This window comes from Methylobacterium sp. UNC300MFChir4.1, assembly GCF_900110155.1.
GTDB lineage: Bacteria > Pseudomonadota > Alphaproteobacteria > Rhizobiales > Beijerinckiaceae > Methylobacterium.
This window is the reverse complement of the sequence record NZ_FOCS01000005.1, coordinates 207,413-224,659: the sequence shown is the minus strand read 5'-3', so window position 1 is coordinate 224,659 and position 17,247 is coordinate 207,413. Positions and strand designations below refer to the sequence as shown.

Below are 17,247 nucleotides of genomic sequence, written 5' to 3'. Positions count from 1 at the left end.
GCCGCCGGTCAGGACCGCGGCCACGTGAAGATCTCGCGCAGCCCGCCCGCGTGGCGAAACCAGTGGACGCGGGTCGCTGGATTGAAACCGTGATCCTGGTACGAAGTGGCGATCACCGACACGAGAGTCTCGGCCGCCGAGCGGTCGTGAATGTCGTAGGCCAGAAGTTTGGGAGTACCGTCGGTCTCGCGGGTGAGATCGCGAACCAGAATCGAATACGACATATCCCCCCTCCTTTCGACACAAAGCATGTACTCAAGATTATATCGCCAAAGCCAGGATCGTTCGCGGAAGGATCGTGTAAAGGTTAAACAAAATTAACGGGAATGTGTTGATTTGATACGGCCCCGGTTGGACTCGCCGGGCACGCAGGTGTTCGCGGGGGTCGCGCGGCCCGCGACGCCGGAGCGGTCCGGTTCGGGAGACGCGGCTGTCGACCGGGTTCGGGCACCGAATCACGCCGCGGCGCCGGCCCGAGAGCTGCTCCCGATCGTGTCGCAGCGGTCTGGACGGACGACGATTCGGGCGGAGTCAGTCGCGCCATGCCCCCTCTCCCGTGCGGCACAGGCTCGGCGCGCCTCCGCCTCAACTTGACCGGGACCGGCCCTAGATGTCGGAAGGCGGGCGCCCGACCGGACCGACGGGGCGCAGGGCAGAGCCGGAGGCCATGGTGAAGCGGATCCGGGCGGGGCTCGTCGCGGCAGGGCTCGCGCTGCTGACAGCCCAGTGCGCGCCCACGCCCGGCGCGCCGGCGGCCGGGATCGTCGTCGCCTCCAAGCTCGACACGGAGGGCGGGGTGCTCGGGAACATCATCCTGCAGGCGCTCCAGGCCCGGGGCCTGCCGACCGTCGACAAGATCCAGCTCGGCGCGACCGCGATCGTCCGCCAGGCCCTGATCGAGGGGCAGATCGACATCTATCCCGAATACACCGGCAACGCGGCGTTCTTCTTCGGGAAGGCCGATCTCCCGGTCTGGAAGGACCCGGAGGCGGCCTACCGCACGGCCCGGGACCTGGATCGCGCGGCCAACGACCTCGTCTGGCTGACGCCCGCCTCGGCCAACAACACCTGGGCGATCGCGGTGCGCGAGGAGGTCGCGCGGGCCGCGGGCCTGAGGACCATGAGCGACTTCGGCCGCTACGTGGCGGGCGGCGGCGCGATCAAGCTCGCCGCCTCGTCGGAATTCGTGACCAGCCCGGGGGCGCTGCCGGCCTTCGGCCGGGCCTACGGCTTCACCCTCCGGCCGGACCAGCTCGTCATCCTGGCCGGCGGCGACACGGCCGCGACGATCGCGGCGGCGGCGCGGGGCACCTCCGGCACGAACGCCGCCATGGTGTTCGGCACCGACGGCAGCATGGCGGTCGCGCGCCTCGTCATGCTGGACGACGACAAGGGCGTCCAGCCGGTCTACCAGCCGGCGCCGGTGGTCCGCGGCGCGGTCCTCAAGGCCCATCCGGAGATCGCCGCGGTGCTGGACCCGATCTTCCGCAAGCTCGATCTGGCCACGCTCCGGGATCTCAACGGCCGGGTCCAGATCGGCGGCGAGCCGGCCTCCGCGGTCGCGGCGGACTTCCTCCGCCAGAACGGGTTCGTGCGGTGAGCCGGCCGCGCGGACAGCGCGGCGCGACGCGCCCTCACCGGCGGAGCCGTCCGCGGCCCGCGGGATCCCGCGTCGACAAGCCGGGGCTCCGCCGGCAAGGATGCGCGGCGGGGCGCCCGAGAGCGTCGCGACGCCGGTGACCCGCCTCATGAGACCCGCCGCATTTCCGTCCATCGTCGCGCCCCCGGGCGCCGCCGCAGCGTGAGGATGGGGGAATCCCTCGCGACCGGGCGGTTTCGCCCGGGCGTCGATCCGCTGGGCGCGGCCTTCGCGGCCGTCCTGGCACTGAGCCTGCTCGCCCTGCCGCTGATGACGACCCGGCCGAACCGGATCGCGGCCGGCACCGCGCTGACGGCGTGGTCGGCTCTCACCCCCGGCGCGGCGCTCCTCCTCGGGGGCGTCGTCGCCCTCGCGCTGCCGCCGCTGGTCCTGCGGTCGGCGCCGATCCTGCGGCTGGCCGCCGCCGCCGCGATCCTGCTGCTGCTCGGCCTCGCGGCCGGCTGGGCGGCCGATCACCTGACCGCGCCGGGCGACCGGCACGGCCGGGTCTCGCCGGACGCGGGCTGGTGGCTCGCCTTCGTCACGGCGGCCCTCGCGGCCGGCGACGGGCTGGCGCGGCTGCGGCCGGGACCGGTCCTGCGGATCGCCGCGCTCGCCCTGCTGGTCGCCGCGACGGGGCTCGCCCTGCGCACCGGCTTCTGGGACAACCTCTCGGTCCTGCGGGAATATGCCAGTCGCTCCGACACGTTCGGCCGGGAGCTGCGGACCCACGCCGCCCTCGCCCTCGCATCGGTGGCGGCCGCCGCCCTGGTCGGGATCCCGGCGGCCGTGCTCGCCCGCCCGGTCGCGCCCGCGCGGACGGGCCTGCTCACGGGCCTCAACGTCGTGCAGACCGTCCCGTCCATGGCGCTGTTCGGCATGCTGATCGCGCCCCTGGCCTGGATCGGCCGGGAGGTGCCGAGTGCGGCCGCCCTCGGCATCGCGGGGATCGGCGCCGCGCCGGCCTTCGTGGCGCTGTTCGCCTACGCGCTCCTGCCCGTGGCCGCCGCGACCGTCGCGGGCCTCGACGCGGTGCCCTGGCCGGTGCGCGACGCCGCCCGGGGCGTCGGCATGACCGCGCGCCAGCGGCTGTTCCAGGTCGACCTGCCCCTCGCCCTGCCGGCGATCCTGACCGGGATCCGGATCGTCCTCGTCCAGAATATCGGCCTCGCGGTGATCGCGGGTCTCGTGGGCGGCGGCGGCCTCGGCGTGTTCGTCTTCCAGGGCATCAGCCAGAACGCGGGCGACCTCGTCCTGCTCGGCGCGCTGCCGACCGTCGCCATGGCGACCGGCGCCGCGGTGCTGCTCGACGCCGTCATCGACCTGAGCCGCGGCCGCGCGGCGGAGCGGATCCCATGATCGACCTTGCCGGGGTGAGCCGCGACTTCGAGGGGCGCACGGTGGTGGCGGACGTCACCCTGCGGGTCGAGGCCGGGGCGATCCTGACGGTGGTCGGCACCTCGGGATCGGGCAAGACCACCCTGCTGCGGATGATCAACCGCCTGATCGAGCCGAGCGCCGGGACGATCCGGATCGCGGGCCGGGACGTCCGGGAGGTGCCGCCGCACCTGCTGCGGCGCGGGATCGGCTACGCCATCCAGGGCCACGGGCTGTTCCCCCACCGCACGGTCGCGGAGAACATCGCGGTGGTGCCGAGGCTCGTCGGCTGGGACCGCCGGCGGATCGCCGCGCGGGTCGACGAGCTCCTCGGCCTGTTCAACCTCGATCCGGCGATCTACCGGGACCGCCTGCCGGCGGCGCTCTCCGGCGGCGAGCAGCAGCGGATCGGCGTCGCCCGGGCGCTCGCGGCCGAGCCGCCGATCCTGCTCATGGACGAGCCCTTCGGCGCCCTCGATCCGATCATCCGCGGGCGGGCGCAGGCGGACCTTCTGGCGATCCAGGCGCGCTACGGCACCACGATCGTGCTGGTGACCCACGACATGACCGAGGCCCTGCATCTCGGCGACCGGGTCGCCGTGATGGATGGCGGGCGCCTCGTGCAGGAGGCCGCGCCGGCAGACCTCGTCGGCGCGCCCGCCACCGCCTTCGTCGGCGCCCTCCTCGGCAGCGGCGACCGGGCCTTCCAGCTCATGGCCCTGCGCGCCGTGGACGATCTGATCGAGCCCGGCCCGGCGCCGGGCGCGCCCATCCCGGCCGGGACCACGGTGCGGGCCGCCCTCGCCGAGAGCCTGTGGTCCCGGCGCCCGGCGCTGCCGGTCAGCCGCGACGGCGTCGTCCTGGGCCGGGTGACGCGGGAGGCCCTCGAGGCGCGGGGCGCCCGGCCGTGATCCGCGCCCCGCAGATCGCCCGGGCCGCGCTCCTCGCCCTGCTCGGGGCGTTCCTGGTCGCCCCGGGGTGGTTCGCGCCCCTGTTCCGGCCCTTCGCCCCCGGCGACACGCCGCCGATCTACGCCCAGACGCCGCTGCTGACGCTCGCCGTCAACCACCTCCTGCTCGTCGCCGCCGCGAACGTGACCGCGGCCGCGATCGCCCTCGGCCTCGCGGTCGCGGCCACGCGGCCGGCCGGCCGCGACGTGCTGCCCTTCGCCCGGTCGGTGGCCCGAATCGGGCAGACCTTCCCGCCCGTCGCGGTCCTGGCCCTGGCCGTGCCGATCCTCGGGTTCGGCGCGGTCCCGACCCTGATCGCCCTCGTCCTCTACGGGCTGCTGCCGATCTTCGAGACCGCGCTCACCGGGCTCGAGGATCTCGACCCGGCGCTGATGGAGGCCGCCCGCGGCATGGGGCTGACCGACCGGCAGAGACTCGTCCGCGTCGAGCTGCCCCTGGCGCTGCCCATGATCCTGTCGGGGATCCGCCTCGCCGCGATCATCGGGCTGGCGACGGCGACCATCGGCTCGACGGTCGCCGCCAGCACCCTCGGCGAGGTGATCATCTCCGGCCTGCTGACCGGCAACACCGCCTACGTCCTGCAGGGCGGCCTCGTCGTGTCCGCGCTGGCGCTCCTGATCGACGGCGGTTTCCGCCGACTCGAGCGCGGCGCGGCACGCCGGGCTGGATTTCCTTCCTAGAGGCGACTAGAAGGCCAGCGGGGTCGTACGCGCGGCCCTGGGGCGTGGAACCCCCTGTCTGATGGTCGGTGCCGACCACAACGGCACCCGTATCCTTGGCCACACGGTCGGGGAGCCTGCGGCGTATGTCCAGGCGTTCCGGCGCTAAAGGTCGTAGGGACCGTTCAGACACGGTTTTCCAACTCCCCGACTCGGGATGGTCGAAGGCTCGCTCGCGGGGGCGCACCGCGAGCCAGGGCCCGCCGGGAGGATGGGCCATGGGTTCCAGCGATCCCGAGACGCGCAGGCGGCAGCTCGACCGGCTGCGCGCGGCCTACGAGGCCCGCGCGGGCCGGCCGGACCTCACGGCCATCGGCAGCGGTGCGCGGCACTCGCGGGTGCTCCTGGGACGCATCCTCGTGGTGCTCGGCGGCCTGCCGGACGGGGCCGGACTGCCGGCGATCGGTCCGGGCGGGAACGGACGCGCCCAGACGTAGCCGCGCGGGTCGCGGCGCCGGACGGCCGGCGAGACGCGCGACCGCGGCGGCCTGACCGGCACGGAGGCTGGCGTGAAACCGGATCGACGGATCCGGTGCGACGGGACAGGCGGGTCGACCGGCGATAAGACGCTGCCCATGACGTCGCCCATGACGCCCGCCGACCGGGACCGGTTCGAGAAGTGCCTCGCGCTCGCCGATCAGGGGGCCACGGCGGGCGAGCGCGCGGCCGCCCGGGCGGCCGCCGAGCGCATCGCCCGGGGTGCCGGGCTGACCCTCGCGGCGGCGGCCGAGGCGCTCCGGCGGAGCGGGCAGGCCTCCGCCGATCGGGCGACCCGCCCGCCCCCGCCCCGGCGGTCCTATCCCTGGGCGCAACCCAAGGAACCGGTGACACCCGTCACGGTCGAGGAATTGCTGCGCCAGAAGGCCGAGACGGAGGCGTGGCGCAAGCGCAGCGCGGCCGCCGCCGACCGCCGCCGGAAGCGGGAGCGCGCCGATCAGGAGGCCTACGTGGCGGAGCAGCGCGCCCGGCAGGCGGAGCGCGACCGGGACTGGGCGCGCACCCGCGCGGATCCCCCAGGGGCGCCGGAGGACGGGACCTGAGCGCCGGTCGGCCGGCTCAGCGGTGATGCCGCGGCCGCGCGCTCCGGTGCGCCCGCGCCCTGCGGTGCCGCGGCGCGACCCGCGGCGGCGCCGGCGGCTCCGCGGCGGCGACCGGGGGCCCGGGCGGGACGCCGTCACGGGCGGCGACGATCCGGCGGGCTTCCTCGACGCTCATGTCGCAGGCGCTCGTCATGCCCTGCAGGGCGCCCAGGGCGCGGTTGTACTCGGGAAGGTTGATGCATCCGGGGACGCCCCACGCCCAGGCGGGGACCGGCGCGGAGCCCGCCACCGCCAGCGCGAGGGCGGCAAGAGCGTTCCTGAGCGACACGGATCCCTCTCCTCTTCACCGAGGCCCGGATCCCGCCCCCTGAGGCAGCACGCCCCTCCGGGGGGCGGGTTCACGGACGCCCGATCAGGCCCCGCCGCACATGTGCTGGGAGTCGGGCAAAGTCCAGGAATCCAGCGTGCGCAGGTTGGTCGTCGTGTACATCTTGCCGCGATCGTCGCCCTTGGGGCAGCCCGTCGGCACGAGTACGAGGCAGGTCATGACCCGGTCGCCGACCCGCGACCGCGCGACCGCTTCGACATACGCGTAGGAGACGCCGTAGACACCGTTCTTGAGATCGACGCTCGTCCCGTCGCCGATCCCGTCGCCCTTCGGCTTCACGAGCGTGTCGCTGAACCGGGTCCCGATCCGCGCGATGGTGGTCGCCGCGCAGGTGCCGACCCGCGTCGGCACCTGCGCCTCGGCGGCGGACGCGAACCCGAGACCGGCGACCACCAGGGCGCCGGCCAGGATCGGTCCGGGGGCAGCCACCATCAGGCGGCTTCGAGGAGGAAGTTGGCCCGGCGGAACATCAATTCGCGCCGGTAGAAGTAGACGCCGCGGTGCCGCATCGCCGCGTGCGCCGCGTCCACGTCGAATCCGTACGGCCTGTCCCGGGTCGTATCGATGCAGCCGACATACATCCATCGGACACCGTCGATGAGCGACGGGATGGGCTGGTCCTGTCGGACGGCGCAGAACTGCTCCCCGTCCGAGGCCGAGATGAAAATGTAGAAGGTCTTCCGCGCGCACATCCGAACCTCCATGGGACTCGGGGGTGTAACCGCAACGCCACGGTCAAGCTATAAACCGACCTTGAAGCAATAGTCAAGCTTCTGCCACATTTCCGTCACGTGTGGGACAGACCGCCCCGGCCGCACGCCTCACAGGCAGCCGACCCGCCGCAGGGCGCCGATCAGCTTCCGGCCGACGCGGTAGCCGTTGAGGGATTCCGATCCGAGGATGCGGACGGTCTCGGCCGACGCGGTGCGGTCGTACAGGAACACCTGGAAATCCGACCGCCCCTGCCCGACGGGGCCGCTGCTGACCTGGCCGCAGAATGCCACGGCGGACTCCGCCTCGGCGGGGATCGGTCGGATCTTGCGGAATCTCACGAGGCCCGCGTCCGGGAAGGCCGCGGCGACCCGCGCCCGCATCTCGGCCTCCAGATCGTCGGCGCCCTGCCCGTGGGCGAACGGCGCCGCGAGCAGGCCTCCGAGGAGCGCCGCCAGCATCGCGCGTCCCCATCCCGCCCCAGGCACGGTGCGGGACTTCCGGACCCTCGACCTCGGCACGGACGGGCGGCGTGTGGCGGCCATGAACGGACTTCGCGATGCGCTCGAAGCGTATTGGATCACGAAGATCTGCGAAGTGGAAGCGTCGGAACCTCGCTGGCGAATTGTCCGGCAGGCGCGACCCGAAAAATCCGGCGGCGCTCTCCCAATCTCGGACAGGACCATGGCCATGTCATTGACCAACCGGACGGCGCGCGTCGCATCGAAATTCTGCATTCAAAATTCGTTACTTGCCAAGCATGTCATTCTGCATTGACAGACGATAATGTCCGAGTATTCCTGGTCTATAATAGGTGTCGGCAGGGTCGAAGAAGGGGTCGATCGCTTTGCGCAAGAACCAGGACCAGCTCGAGCCGACCATCAGCGACGTGGCCCTGCGCGTCGTGACCGCCTATCTGTCGAACAACGCGCTGCCGCACACCAGCATACAGCCGCTCCTGATCACCGTGCACGGCGCGCTCTCCGCGCTCACCGACCGGCCGGCGGTCGTCGAGGCGCCGCCCGAGCAGCCCGACGCCGCTCAGATCCGCGGCTCGGTCCGCCAGGACGGCATCGTCAGCTTCATCGACGGCCGGTCGTACAAGACCATGAAGCGGCACCTCACTTCGCACGGGCTGACGCCGGAACTCTACCGCGCGCGCTACGGGCTGCCGGACGATTACCCGATGACCGCGCCGGGCTACGCCGAGCGCCGGTCAGAGATCGCCAAGGCGATCCGGCTCGGCAGCAAGGCCGCCTGATCGACGCAGCCCGTCCGCCGAGCCCCCGTGAACCGATGGCCCGCACGGACGTAGACGCGCTGGGCGGGGCGGCGCGCGCGTGCCGGCACTGCGGGTTGGCCCGTCTGGCAACGCGATCGGGTGAGAGGGATCTGGCCATGAAGGGTCTGTCTGGCTGCGTCGCCCTCCTTCTCCTCGGCATCGGACCGGCCTCGGCGCAGACCGTCCTGGCCCCGTCCGGAGACTCGGCCGTGACGCAGCCCGGTGGGACGGCGGGGCGGGCCGCGCGACGCAACATCCAGGAGGCCTACCGCAACGGCGACGTGGTCGGCCATCGACATGCGCCAGCCGCCCCCGCGCCCCGGCCGGACCGGCCCCGCCGCACGAGCCCGCGCTTCTAGAGGCCCCGCTCCTCGCGCGAGCGCCGTGCTGCGCGCCGGCCTTCGGTGCCCGGGCGCCGGCGGAGGCCGCGCTCGCCGCCAGCGGGCCACGGTCTGAAATCGTTCTGTAATCCGAGCCGGTCACGGTCCGCGCGCAGGTCGACCGCAGATCGCGGTCGCGGCGGGTCGCGCTGGACCGGATCGCCCCGGCAGCCCGGCCCCGGCAACGACGACAGGTGCTCGATGCTTCGGACTGCGATCGCCCTGACTCTTCTGCTGGCCGGAGCCCCGGCCTGGGCCGGACCGCGCTGGCAGGACCTGCCGCCGACCCCCGCGCCGGTCGCCGGCACGGTTTCCGGTCGCGCCGCTGTCAACGGCATCCGGCTGTATTACGCCACGATCGGCAACGGTCCGCCGGTCGTCCTGCTGCACGGCGGCCTGTCGAACTCCGATTACTGGGGCCACCAGGTCGCGGCGCTCGCCGCCCGCCGCACGGTCATCCTCGTGGACAGCCGCGGGCACGGCCGCAGCACCCGGGACGATCGGCCATTCGGCTACGACCTGATGACCGACGACGTGGTCGGGCTGCTCGACGTGCTGAAGATCCCGCGCGCCGACATCGTCGGGTGGAGCGACGGCGCGATCCTCGGTCTCGACATGGCGATGCGCCATCCCGACCGCGTCGGCAAGGTGTTCGCGTTCGGCGCCAACGCCGACCCGTCGGGCCTGATCGAGGGTGTGGAGACGAACCCGACCTTCGCCGCCTTCATCGACCGGGCCGGCAAGGAGTACGAGGCCCTCTCGCCGACCCCGAAGGACTACGCCGCCTTCGTCGACGCGGTCGGCCGGATGTGGGGCGGGCAGCCGCGCTGGACCGAAGCCGATCTGAAGCGGATCCGCGCGCCGGTCCTCATCGCGGACGGCGACCACGACGAAGGTATCAAGCGCGCGCACACCGAGTACCTCGCTGCCACGATTCCCGGGGCTGGGCTGCTGATCCTGCCCAATGCCAGCCACTTCGCGTTCCTCCAGGATCCGGCGCTCTTCAACGCGGCGCTCCTCGGCTTCCTGGACGGGCCTTGAGGGTCCTGGGCGGCCCCCTGACGCGCGCGACTCACCGGGCCGACAGCCAGCCTTGCTGGCCCTAACCCAGTCGGCCTCTGCGCCTGGACGTACGGATCGCGGACGCGCGGCGCGGGCCGCTTCGGGAACGGCGGCGCGACGAGGACGCCGACCCGACCCGTCAGGCGATCGCGAGATGGAGGAACTGGTTGAAGTCGCTCGGCACGTAGGTCCCGAACGCGGGGCCGTTCACGAAGCCCCGACGCCGATAGAGTTCGAGCGCGGGCGCGAATGCGGGTCCGCGTCCGGTCTCGAGGCTGAGGCGTCGCGCGCCGCGGGCGGCGGCGGCCGCGATAATGGTGTCGAGGATCGCCGCGCCGGCTCCCAGGCGGAGGAAATCCGGATGCGTCCGCATGGACTTCACCTCCGCGGTGCCGTCCGTCGCCATCCTGAGCGCCCCGACGCTCGCCACCCGCCCGCCGCGGCGCGCCGTCCAGACAGTCACGTCCGGTGCTTGCAGGCCTGACAGGTCGAGAGCGAACACGCTGCCCGGCGGCGAGGATGCGTGCATGCCGGCGAGATGGAGCGCCAGCAGCGCCCGTGTCTGCGTATCGGACAGGTCGTCCCGCGCGATCTCGAACATCGTGCCCTGGCCATCCGCCTCGACATCCCCCGCGCAGGATGTCCTCCCGATCAACGATCAGCAAGGCGCGGAACGGCGGTGCGGCCCCCGCGCCGAGGCTCCCGGCGGAGGGCGGATCGACAGCTCCGCAAGACCCGCGGACCGCCGACCTCCCTGCGACCCGCAACCATGGCGCGCATGGTGCATTTGTGAACGCCGTCACGTTCCCCGGTGGGGAACACGCTGCCGTGGCGGTGCGTCACCGGTTGCGGGCACGCTCCGGCCGGAGAGGACTCACACGCTTGATCGACGCCGGAAGTCAGACCGCGAGTGCCTCCGATGCCGCCGCATCGGTCGCCGGGTCGATCGCGGCCGTCACGCGGCGGCTCGATTCCCTTCCGATGACGCGGCTTCACGCGGTGGCGCTCGCCGTCTGCACGCTGGGCCTGTTCACCGACATCGCCGAGGTCGCCCTGAGCAACGCCCTGGCGGCCATCTTCCTCGCGCCGCCCCACAACCTGCCGCGGGGCAGCCTCTCGCTGCTCCTCGCCTCCGTGTTCGCCGGCGGCGCCGTGGGCGCGCCCGTCTTCGGAATGCTGGGGGATCGCCTCGGCCGCAGGCGCGCGCTCCAGGCCTCCCTCGCGCTGATGGCCGCCGGATCGCTGGCGGCCGCCGCGAGCCAGGGGCTCACGGCGCTGACGATCGCCCGGACGGTCTCGGGGTTCGCGATCGGCGGGTTCCCACCCCTGGTCGCCACCTACCTCGCCGAGGTGACGCCCGCGCGCCGACGCGGCGCGACGCTGCTGGTCTGCGCCGGACTCGGGCTCCTCGGCGGCTTGGCCGCCATCGGCCTCGTCCAGATGATGGCCCCGGCCGCGCCGCTCGGGATCGAGCCGTGGCGCTGGGCGCTGATCCTCGGGGGCGCCCTGGCGGCGCTCGGCGGCGTCCTGTTCGCGCGGCTGCCGGAATCGCCGCGGTGGCTCGCCTCGGTCGGGCGCTCCGCCGAGGCCGACGCCGCCTGCCGCCGGTTCGAGCGCGCGGCCGGCCGGAGCCGGGTCGCCGCCCCCGCCGACCCGGACCCGGACCCGCCCGCGACCGGGCCCGCGGGGTTCCGGGGCCTGTTCGCCGAGACGCGCCAGCTGCGCCGGACGGCCCTGTTCGTCGGCCTCTACACCCTCGCCCCCCTGGCGACGATCGCCTTCCCGCTGCTCAGCGCCGTCGTGATGGTGGAGAAGGGCTTCAAGGTCGATCAATCCCTCGTCTTCGCCGCGCTGTCGATGCTCGGCCCGCCCCTGGGTACCCTGCTGACCGCGCTGGCGATCGACCGGCTCGAGCGGCGCGCCGTCCTGACGGCCCTGGCGGCGGCGATGGCGGCCCTCGGCACGGCCTTCGCCGCGAGCGGCACGTTCCTGACCCTGGTCCTGGTCGGCATCGCCTTCAACACCGCGGCGGCGACCTACGGCAGCATCCTCGCCGTCTACGCGACGGAGCTGCTCCCGACGCCGCTGCGGGCCTCGGCCATGACCTGCGCCTGGGCCGGCGGCCGGGTCGCGGCCGCGCTGGCGCCGATCATCCTCCTGCCGATCCTCTCGGCCTACGGGCCGCACGCGATGTTCGCGGTGATCACGCTCGTCCTCGCGGCGAGCGCGGCCCTGCTCCTCGCCGGACCGCGCGGCCTGTCCGGGCAGGCCCTTGCTTAGGAAAACCCGGACGCGCGGGTCTCCGACCCGCGGCGCCGCGCCGGATGGCGTCGGTTGCCAATCCGGCAAGATTCACACGATAAAGTTGCGCAGGCAGCCGGACGGAACCGCCGGGCACGCCGGGGGTGTCACACGTGTCTAGCCCGGTGCTCGTCCCGAGCCTCGTCGAGACGACCCGTCACGTCGACCCCAAGCAGGCCTTCGAGTTCTGGCGCTGCACGGCCCTGGCGGCGTTCGGCGATATCGACCGGCAGCATCCGCGGGAGCGGTTCTCGGCCAAGCGCCTGACCGTGGCCTCGGACGGCTGGTCGCTGACCCACACGGTGAGCAGCCCGGTCGAGGTGGAGTTCCGGTCCCGCCACGTCGACCGGAACGCCCGCGGGATGGTGGTGATCGGCCTCGCGCTCGACGGGATCGGCTACCAGGAGCAGAATGGCCGCGGGGCCCAGTTGACCCCTGGCGACATCGGCTTCCTGTCGCGGAACCGGCCGTTCGTGGCCGGCACCCAGAGCGCCTACGACGAGGTCCGCCTCGCCGTTCCGCGCGAGATGTTCGAGGCCTTCGTCGGCGACGCCGACGCCTTCGCGGGCCGCAGCCTCACCCCGCACCCGTCCGGGGCGGAGGTCCGGGCCCGGCTGCGCGGCGTGGCCGGCTCGATCGCCTGGATGTCCGCCGACGAGGCGCAGGCGGCCGTCGAGGGCGTGCTCCACCTCCTCGGCCACCTCGTCGACGGCGCGGCCCGGCGCGGCGATCCGGAGGCGGTCTCGCAGGCGGCCGTCGTCTCGCTCGCCCGCGCCCACATCGCGCGGCGGATGCACGATCCCGACCTGAACCCGCAGGACATCCAGCGCGCGCTCGGTCTCTCCCGGACCAGTCTGTACCGCGCCTTCGCGGAGACCGGCGGCATCGCGGCGGCGATCCGCGACGCGCGCCTCGACCTCGCGCGCCGGCGCCTCGAGGCCCGCCGCGACGACAAGATGCGGATCGCCTCGATCGCCTACGCGTGCGGCTTCACCGACGTACCGACCTTCAACCGCGGCTTCCGCAAGCGCTTCGGCCTGGCCCCGGGCGACCTCCGGCCCGCGCTCCCCTAGGCGAAGCGCGTCGGGCGCGTCAGCCCGCGGCGGCGAGATCCGCCCGGTCGCGGACCTGGGCGGGGAAATCGAACACCGCGTCCGCGTGGGCGATCGTCGCCGGGCGATGGGCGACGATGACCCGCGTCATCCGCAGGTCGCGCAGGGCCTGGGCGATCACCGCCTCGGTGGCCTCGTCGAGGTGGCTCGTGGCCTCGTCGAGGAACAGGATCTCTGGCCGCCGGTAGAGGGCGCGCGCCAGCACGATGCGCTGCTTCTGGCCGCCCGACAGGGTCGAGCCCATGTCGCCGACGAGGCTCTCGAAGCCCATGGGCATGCGGCGGATGTCGTCCAGGATCGCCGCCCGGGCGGCGCACTCGGCGATCCAGCCCGCGTCCGGATGCTCGTCGAAGGCCGCGATGTTCTCGGCGATCGAGCCGGCGAACAGGCCGTCGCTCTGCATCACGCCGGCGATCCGGCGCCTGTAGGACCCGGCGGCGGTGCGGATGTCCTGGCCGTCGGCGGTGACGATCCCCTCGCTGGGCGGCGTCAGCCCCATCATCACCTTCATGAGCGAGGTCTTGCCGCATCCCGAGGGACCGGTGATCGCGAAGCACGCGCCGGCCCGCACGGACAGCGAGACGCCGCGGAAGATCCAGGGCTCGTCGACCCCGTAGCGCAGCGCCAGGCCCGCGCCGGCGAGCGTTCCGGCCTTCAGGGCGACGACCGGGGGCGCCCCCGGCTGCGCCCCGGCGGCGAGATCCTGCTCCTCCGGCTCGCACAGCACGATGTCGGCGAGCCGGTCGGTCTGCACGTCGAGCATGCGCAGCTTGAACCACGCGTCGATCAGGCTGCCGATCCGGGTGGCGAACTGGTCGCGATAGGCCAGGAACGCCACCAGCATGCCGAGCGACAGGGAGCCGCCGATGACCGCGCGGGCGCCGAGCACCAGCAGGATCAGCCGGTCGAGGCCGAACAGGAACTCGTTCGCGCGGCCGAACACGAGGTCGAGGCGCTGCAGCCGCAGCCGGGCGTTCAGGGCCGTGACGAAGTGGTTCATCCAGGCGCCGCCGCGCCGCTCGAGCAGGTCGAGGAGCTTGACGCTCGCCATGCCGCGGACCGTCTCGATGAAGTGCGTCTGCTGGCGGGCCTCGGCCACGAGGGCCTCCTCGCTCCCCTCCCGGTACGCGCCGTAGGCGAAGACCCGCAGGACCGCGTTGAGCGCCGTCGAGGCCAGGACCACGGCGACCAGCCAGCCGCCGTAGACCGTCAGCATCACCAGCATGCCGACCGCCATGAGCCCGTCGAGCATGGCCTGGACGAGATCGGTCGTCAGGCCCTTCTGGATGGTGGCGAGGGAGCCGAACCGCGAGATCACGTCGCCGACATGGCGCTTCTCGAAGTAGTCGAGGGGCAGCCGCGACAGGTGGTCGAACAGGCCGGCCGACCACTGGTAGTTCAGCCGGGTTCCGGCCAGCATGATCGCCCAGGTGCGGGCGATGCTGAGGCCGAGCTGGAGCAGCAGCAGCAGCGCGAGGCCGATCGCCACCACGAGGAGCAGATCGTGGTCGGCGTTCACGATCACCTCGTCGATGACGACCTGCGAGGCGATGGGCATCAGGAGTGCGACGAGCTCGATCCCGAGGGAGAGGGCCAGGACCTGGGCCAGGGCGGCGCGGATGCCGGCCATGTTGCGGAACAGGTCGCGCAGCCGCAGGCCCGGGGCGGCCCGCTCGCGCCGGAAGCCCGGATTGGGCACCGCCTCCAGAGCGACGCCGGTGAATTCCCGCGAGGCCTCCGCGAGGCTGACCCGCCGCCGGCCGCGGCCCGGATCGTTGATGACGAGGCCGCCGCGCTCGACCCGGGTCAGCACCACGAAGTGGTTGAGGCCCCAGTGCAGGATGCAGGGCAGCCGGAGCCGGGGCAGGTCCGTGAGTTCGACCCGAAGCGCGCGGGCGGTCAGGCCCTGGGCGCCGCAGAGGTCGATCAGGTTGCGCAGGGTCATGCCCTTGAGGGACAGGGGATGGCGCCGCCGCAGCGTCGCGAGGTCGATCTGGCGCCCGTGATAGGCCAGGACCATGGCGAGGCAGGCCATGCCGCACTCGGCGGCCTCGGCCTGGAGGACGACCGGCACCCGGCGGCGGAGCCCGAAATCCAGCCGGGCGGCGAGGGACGGCGCCGTCACGGGGCGGCCTTCCGGACCGGCAGGGCGTCGAGGCCGCCGCGCGTGACGAGGGCGAGGCTCTCCCGGACATGCGTCACGGGATCGAGCAGCCAGCGGTAGAGCGACCGCTTCTCCAGGGCGATGTCGGCCTCGACGCGCATGCCCGCCTCGAGGCTGCGCCGCTCGCCGTAGGCCAGCACGGTGTCGGAATCGGGCCGGACCACGATGCGGTAGAGGTCGGTCCCCTCCCCCCGGGCGGCGGCGCGCCGCGCGAAGTCGGGCGCGTCGTCGCTGCCCAGCGGCGCCCGCGTGACCTCGGTGACGACGCCGCGGTGCAGGCCGAAGCGCTGGAACGGGAAGGCGGCGTAGCGCAGCATCACGGGCGCGCCGGCCTCGGCGAAGCCGATAGCCGACGAATCGACGAACAGGTTGGCCTGGAGGCGCCCGGCGCTCGGCAGCAGGGTCAGGAGCGTCGCCCCGGCCGCCACGGTCTGGCCGACCTGCGCGCGGATCGACGTCAGGGTCCCGGCCTCCGGCGCCCGGACCTCGATGGCGCGGCGCGCCTCGCTCTCGGCCTTCTGCTGCGCCAGCTGGGCGGCGGTCCGGTCGAGGTCGGCGAGGTCGCGGGCCAACCGGTCGTCGTAGGCGGCGAGCTGGGACTTCGTGTCGGCGAGCTTGCCGTCGATCTGGAGGCGGCTCTGCTGGAACTGGGCGAGCTGCGCGCTCGCCTGCATGTAGAGGTAGTTCTGGCTCTGGAAGTCGGCGGCGCGGGCGTAGCCGCGCGCCACGGCGTCCGCGAGTTCCTCGACCCGCGCCCGGAGCGGCGGAACCAGCTTGTCCTGCAGGTCGATCTGCTTGGCGAGCTGGGCCGACTGCTCGCTCAGATTCGCCACCTGCTCGCGCAGCGCCTGCCGCTCCGTGCCGGCCAGATCGGCCCGGGCGGTCCGCTGCCGCTCGACGCTCTGGCGCTGGCGCTCCAGCTCGGCGATCACGCGCTCCTGCGTGGGGCCGCTCGCCGACACGGCGTCAAGGTCGATCGTGTACAGGAGCTGCCCGCGCGCGACCTTGTCGCCCTCGCGGACGCCGGTCGAGCCGACGCGCCCCGCCACCGGGCTGGCGAGGCTGATCAGCCCGATATCGGGCGCGAGCAGGCCGACGGCGTGGATGCGGCGCGTGTAGGTGCCCTGACAGGCATACAGGCCGACCGCCGCCACCATGATCACGCAGGCCGCGGCCACGAGGCGGACCGGCAGAGGCTGGATGATCTGCGCCTCGCCCAGCCACGCGTTGCGTCGCGCCTCGATAACCTCAAGTCGAAAGAGCGGACTTGGCACCCGGAGAAAGCAACCTTCCTGAAGGAGACAGCCGTATTCGAGGGCAATGCTCAGCGCATCTGCCACCTTACTCGGTCGCATCACGGGAGTTTCATGTCAACACTTGCCGACACGGCGAATTTTGAATAATCCTGCCCGCGTCAGAACGTCGCGCCTGCGTCGAAAATCGTCCGTTTTCAATGGTTTATTCCAATTCGCCGTCGAGCTTACTTTGCAGCGCAACAGGACGTCAGTTTTTGCATCATCGCGTGCTGCGTTGCGAAAACTCGACGGCGTGAGACGCGGTGAGACGCGCCGCTTCGCAGCGCAGGCGGCCGCAGTGCCGACAGCGTCTGGCGCGCGGCCTGGGAAAGACAAGGCCTGTCAGTTTTTGCGCATTGGCCGGGCTCGATCGTCCGCGAGCATTATCGGCTGGCCATGACCGATTGACACGAAGCACATCTCTGTAATCCTAAAGGCAGGTGCCGACGTCCAAGGCGCCTAGACGCTACGATCAGGCAATAGATCGAAGCAAATAACCTTCTACCTGAATCTCAATCTGGAGAACGATCATGCAGGACAGCATCGATACCGTCCGCGAGCTGAGCGCCGCCGAGCTGGACCAGGTCGGCGGTGGCCTCGGGGTCGGCCTCACTGTCGGCCTCGGGGTCGACGCGAGCCAGGAGCTCGGTGCGGTCTCGGGGGTCGTGGGCCAGGTCGGCGGTCTGGTGAGTGGCCTGGTGGGCAGCGTGCTCGGCGCGGTCGGCGGTGTCGTCGGCGGCGTGACCGGCTCCCTGCGCTGACGGTCTGACACCGGGAGGGCGGCCGCGGGGCCGCCCTCCTCCGTC

General features: G+C 72.8%; 21 protein-coding genes. 13 read left to right on the top strand and 8 right to left on the bottom strand.

Translation table 11 applies throughout. The features are described from left to right. Positions 1–8: 8 nt before the first annotated feature. A complete protein-coding gene (locus BMY19_RS09965; RefSeq protein WP_056522883.1) occupies positions 9–224 on the bottom strand; it encodes a hypothetical protein in 216 nt (71 codons plus the stop codon). 443 nt (positions 225–667) lie between these two features. On the opposite strand from BMY19_RS09965, the gene BMY19_RS09960 reads away from it, so the two are divergent. The 6 genes from BMY19_RS09960 to BMY19_RS09935 all read left to right on the top strand — a co-directional run bounded on the left by BMY19_RS09960 (position 668) and on the right by BMY19_RS09935 (position 5,746). Next, complete coding sequence (locus BMY19_RS09960) at positions 668–1,600, top strand: glycine betaine ABC transporter substrate-binding protein OsmF (protein ID WP_020090994.1); 933 nt, start codon at positions 668–670, stop codon at positions 1,598–1,600. A 207-nt stretch (positions 1,601–1,807) separates the two neighbouring features. Continuing rightward, the gene (locus tag BMY19_RS09955; protein WP_100251586.1) at positions 1,808–2,998 is read left to right on the top strand and encodes an ABC transporter permease; all 1,191 of its coding nucleotides are present in this window, start codon (positions 1,808–1,810) and stop codon (positions 2,996–2,998) included. Continuing rightward, positions 2,995–3,927: an ABC transporter ATP-binding protein gene (locus tag BMY19_RS09950; RefSeq protein ID WP_100251585.1), complete on the top strand. Its 933-nt coding sequence runs from the start codon at positions 2,995–2,997 to the stop codon at positions 3,925–3,927. Before BMY19_RS09955 ends, BMY19_RS09950 begins: the two co-directional genes overlap by 4 nt. Then, complete coding sequence (locus BMY19_RS09945) at positions 3,927–4,667, top strand: ABC transporter permease (RefSeq protein WP_100251626.1); 741 nt, start codon at positions 3,927–3,929, stop codon at positions 4,665–4,667. The genes BMY19_RS09950 and BMY19_RS09945 overlap by 1 nt, the downstream gene beginning before the upstream one ends. Positions 4,668–4,924: 257 nt before the next feature. After that, positions 4,925–5,143, top strand: coding sequence for a hypothetical protein (locus BMY19_RS09940; RefSeq protein WP_020090998.1), 219 nt, complete (start codon positions 4,925–4,927; stop codon positions 5,141–5,143). 138 nt (positions 5,144–5,281) lie between these two features. Beyond that, entirely contained in the window at positions 5,282–5,746 is a 465-nt protein-coding gene (locus BMY19_RS09935) for a hypothetical protein (RefSeq protein WP_244534877.1), read from the top strand. A gap of 16 nt (positions 5,747–5,762) precedes the next feature. On the opposite strand, the gene BMY19_RS09930 is transcribed toward BMY19_RS09935, so the two are convergent. From BMY19_RS09930 to BMY19_RS09915, 4 genes are all read right to left on the bottom strand, one after another. Then, entirely contained in the window at positions 5,763–6,074 is a 312-nt protein-coding gene (locus BMY19_RS09930; RefSeq protein ID WP_100251584.1) for a hypothetical protein, read from the bottom strand. A gap of 84 nt (positions 6,075–6,158) precedes the next feature. Beyond that, complete coding sequence (locus BMY19_RS09925; RefSeq protein WP_020091001.1) at positions 6,159–6,566, bottom strand: hypothetical protein; 408 nt, start codon at positions 6,564–6,566, stop codon at positions 6,159–6,161. Next, on the bottom strand, positions 6,566–6,826 hold the full coding sequence (locus BMY19_RS09920) for a hypothetical protein (protein ID WP_056523187.1): 261 nt from the start codon (positions 6,824–6,826) through the stop codon (positions 6,566–6,568). The genes BMY19_RS09925 and BMY19_RS09920 overlap by 1 nt, the downstream gene beginning before the upstream one ends. A gap of 129 nt (positions 6,827–6,955) precedes the next feature. Beyond that, positions 6,956–7,306, bottom strand: a complete 351-nt coding sequence (locus BMY19_RS09915; protein WP_056522867.1) for a hypothetical protein — start codon at positions 7,304–7,306, stop codon at positions 6,956–6,958. Between the two features lie 73 nt (positions 7,307–7,379). On the opposite strand from BMY19_RS09915, the gene BMY19_RS30450 reads away from it, so the two are divergent. The 4 genes from BMY19_RS30450 to BMY19_RS09900 all read left to right on the top strand — a co-directional run bounded on the left by BMY19_RS30450 (position 7,380) and on the right by BMY19_RS09900 (position 9,548). Beyond that, entirely contained in the window at positions 7,380–7,622 is a 243-nt protein-coding gene (locus tag BMY19_RS30450) for a hypothetical protein (protein WP_139215628.1), read from the top strand. 70 nt (positions 7,623–7,692) lie between these two features. Further along, the gene (locus BMY19_RS09910) at positions 7,693–8,106 is read left to right on the top strand and encodes a Ros/MucR family transcriptional regulator (protein ID WP_100251583.1); all 414 of its coding nucleotides are present in this window, start codon (positions 7,693–7,695) and stop codon (positions 8,104–8,106) included. Between the two features lie 137 nt (positions 8,107–8,243). Then, positions 8,244–8,486, top strand: coding sequence for a hypothetical protein (locus BMY19_RS09905; protein WP_091676038.1), 243 nt, complete (start codon positions 8,244–8,246; stop codon positions 8,484–8,486). Positions 8,487–8,708: 222 nt separating this feature from the next. Beyond that, positions 8,709–9,548 carry an alpha/beta fold hydrolase gene (locus BMY19_RS09900; RefSeq protein ID WP_091977898.1) on the top strand — a complete coding sequence of 280 codons (840 nt, stop codon included), beginning with the start codon at positions 8,709–8,711 and terminating at the stop codon, positions 9,546–9,548. Between the two features lie 160 nt (positions 9,549–9,708). Here the strand turns inward: BMY19_RS09900 and BMY19_RS09895 are convergent, their stop codons facing one another. Next, positions 9,709–10,170, bottom strand: coding sequence for a GNAT family N-acetyltransferase (locus BMY19_RS09895; protein WP_100251582.1), 462 nt, complete (start codon positions 10,168–10,170; stop codon positions 9,709–9,711). A gap of 380 nt (positions 10,171–10,550) precedes the next feature. Between BMY19_RS09895 and BMY19_RS09890 the strand changes: the two genes are divergently transcribed. Both BMY19_RS09890 and BMY19_RS09885 read left to right on the top strand, forming a co-directional pair. After that, complete coding sequence (locus BMY19_RS09890) at positions 10,551–11,849, top strand: MFS transporter (protein WP_244534876.1); 1,299 nt, start codon at positions 10,551–10,553, stop codon at positions 11,847–11,849. 134 nt (positions 11,850–11,983) lie between these two features. Further along, positions 11,984–12,943: a helix-turn-helix domain-containing protein gene (locus BMY19_RS09885; protein WP_100251580.1), complete on the top strand. Its 960-nt coding sequence runs from the start codon at positions 11,984–11,986 to the stop codon at positions 12,941–12,943. Positions 12,944–12,962: 19 nt separating this feature from the next. Here the strand turns inward: BMY19_RS09885 and BMY19_RS09880 are convergent, their stop codons facing one another. Continuing rightward, positions 12,963–15,107 carry a peptidase domain-containing ABC transporter gene (locus BMY19_RS09880; RefSeq protein ID WP_100251579.1) on the bottom strand — a complete coding sequence of 715 codons (2,145 nt, stop codon included), beginning with the start codon at positions 15,105–15,107 and terminating at the stop codon, positions 12,963–12,965. After that, positions 15,104–16,420, bottom strand: a complete 1,317-nt coding sequence (locus tag BMY19_RS09875) for a putative HlyD family type I secretion protein (RefSeq protein WP_100251578.1) — start codon at positions 16,418–16,420, stop codon at positions 15,104–15,106. Before BMY19_RS09875 ends, BMY19_RS09880 begins: the two co-directional genes overlap by 4 nt. 551 nt (positions 16,421–16,971) lie before the next feature. On the opposite strand from BMY19_RS09875, the gene BMY19_RS09870 reads away from it, so the two are divergent. Then, positions 16,972–17,202 (top strand): hypothetical protein, encoded by a 231-nt coding sequence (locus BMY19_RS09870; RefSeq protein WP_012321783.1) that lies wholly within the window; start codon positions 16,972–16,974, stop codon positions 17,200–17,202. The last annotated feature ends 45 nt before the right edge of the window (positions 17,203–17,247 follow it).

Coding starts and splice junctions, on each gene's coding strand:
- BMY19_RS09965 (WP_056522883.1), bottom strand. CDS start 224: ATGTCGTATTCGATTCTGGTTCGCGATCTCACCCGCGAGACCGACGGT.
- BMY19_RS09960 (WP_020090994.1), top strand. CDS start 668: ATGGTGAAGCGGATCCGGGCGGGGCTCGTCGCGGCAGGGCTCGCGCTG.
- BMY19_RS09955 (WP_100251586.1), top strand. CDS start 1,808: ATGGGGGAATCCCTCGCGACCGGGCGGTTTCGCCCGGGCGTCGATCCG.
- BMY19_RS09950 (WP_100251585.1), top strand. CDS start 2,995: ATGATCGACCTTGCCGGGGTGAGCCGCGACTTCGAGGGGCGCACGGTG.
- BMY19_RS09940 (WP_020090998.1), top strand. CDS start 4,925: ATGGGTTCCAGCGATCCCGAGACGCGCAGGCGGCAGCTCGACCGGCTG.
- BMY19_RS09935 (WP_244534877.1), top strand. CDS start 5,282: ATGACGTCGCCCATGACGCCCGCCGACCGGGACCGGTTCGAGAAGTGC.
- BMY19_RS09925 (WP_020091001.1), bottom strand. CDS start 6,566: ATGGTGGCTGCCCCCGGACCGATCCTGGCCGGCGCCCTGGTGGTCGCC.
- BMY19_RS09920 (WP_056523187.1), bottom strand. CDS start 6,826: ATGTGCGCGCGGAAGACCTTCTACATTTTCATCTCGGCCTCGGACGGG.
- BMY19_RS09915 (WP_056522867.1), bottom strand. CDS start 7,306: ATGCTGGCGGCGCTCCTCGGAGGCCTGCTCGCGGCGCCGTTCGCCCAC.
- BMY19_RS09905 (WP_091676038.1), top strand. CDS start 8,244: ATGAAGGGTCTGTCTGGCTGCGTCGCCCTCCTTCTCCTCGGCATCGGA.
- BMY19_RS09900 (WP_091977898.1), top strand. CDS start 8,709: ATGCTTCGGACTGCGATCGCCCTGACTCTTCTGCTGGCCGGAGCCCCG.
- BMY19_RS09895 (WP_100251582.1), bottom strand. CDS start 10,170: ATGTTCGAGATCGCGCGGGACGACCTGTCCGATACGCAGACACGGGCG.
- BMY19_RS09890 (WP_244534876.1), top strand. CDS start 10,551: ATGACGCGGCTTCACGCGGTGGCGCTCGCCGTCTGCACGCTGGGCCTG.
- BMY19_RS09870 (WP_012321783.1), top strand. CDS start 16,972: ATGCAGGACAGCATCGATACCGTCCGCGAGCTGAGCGCCGCCGAGCTG.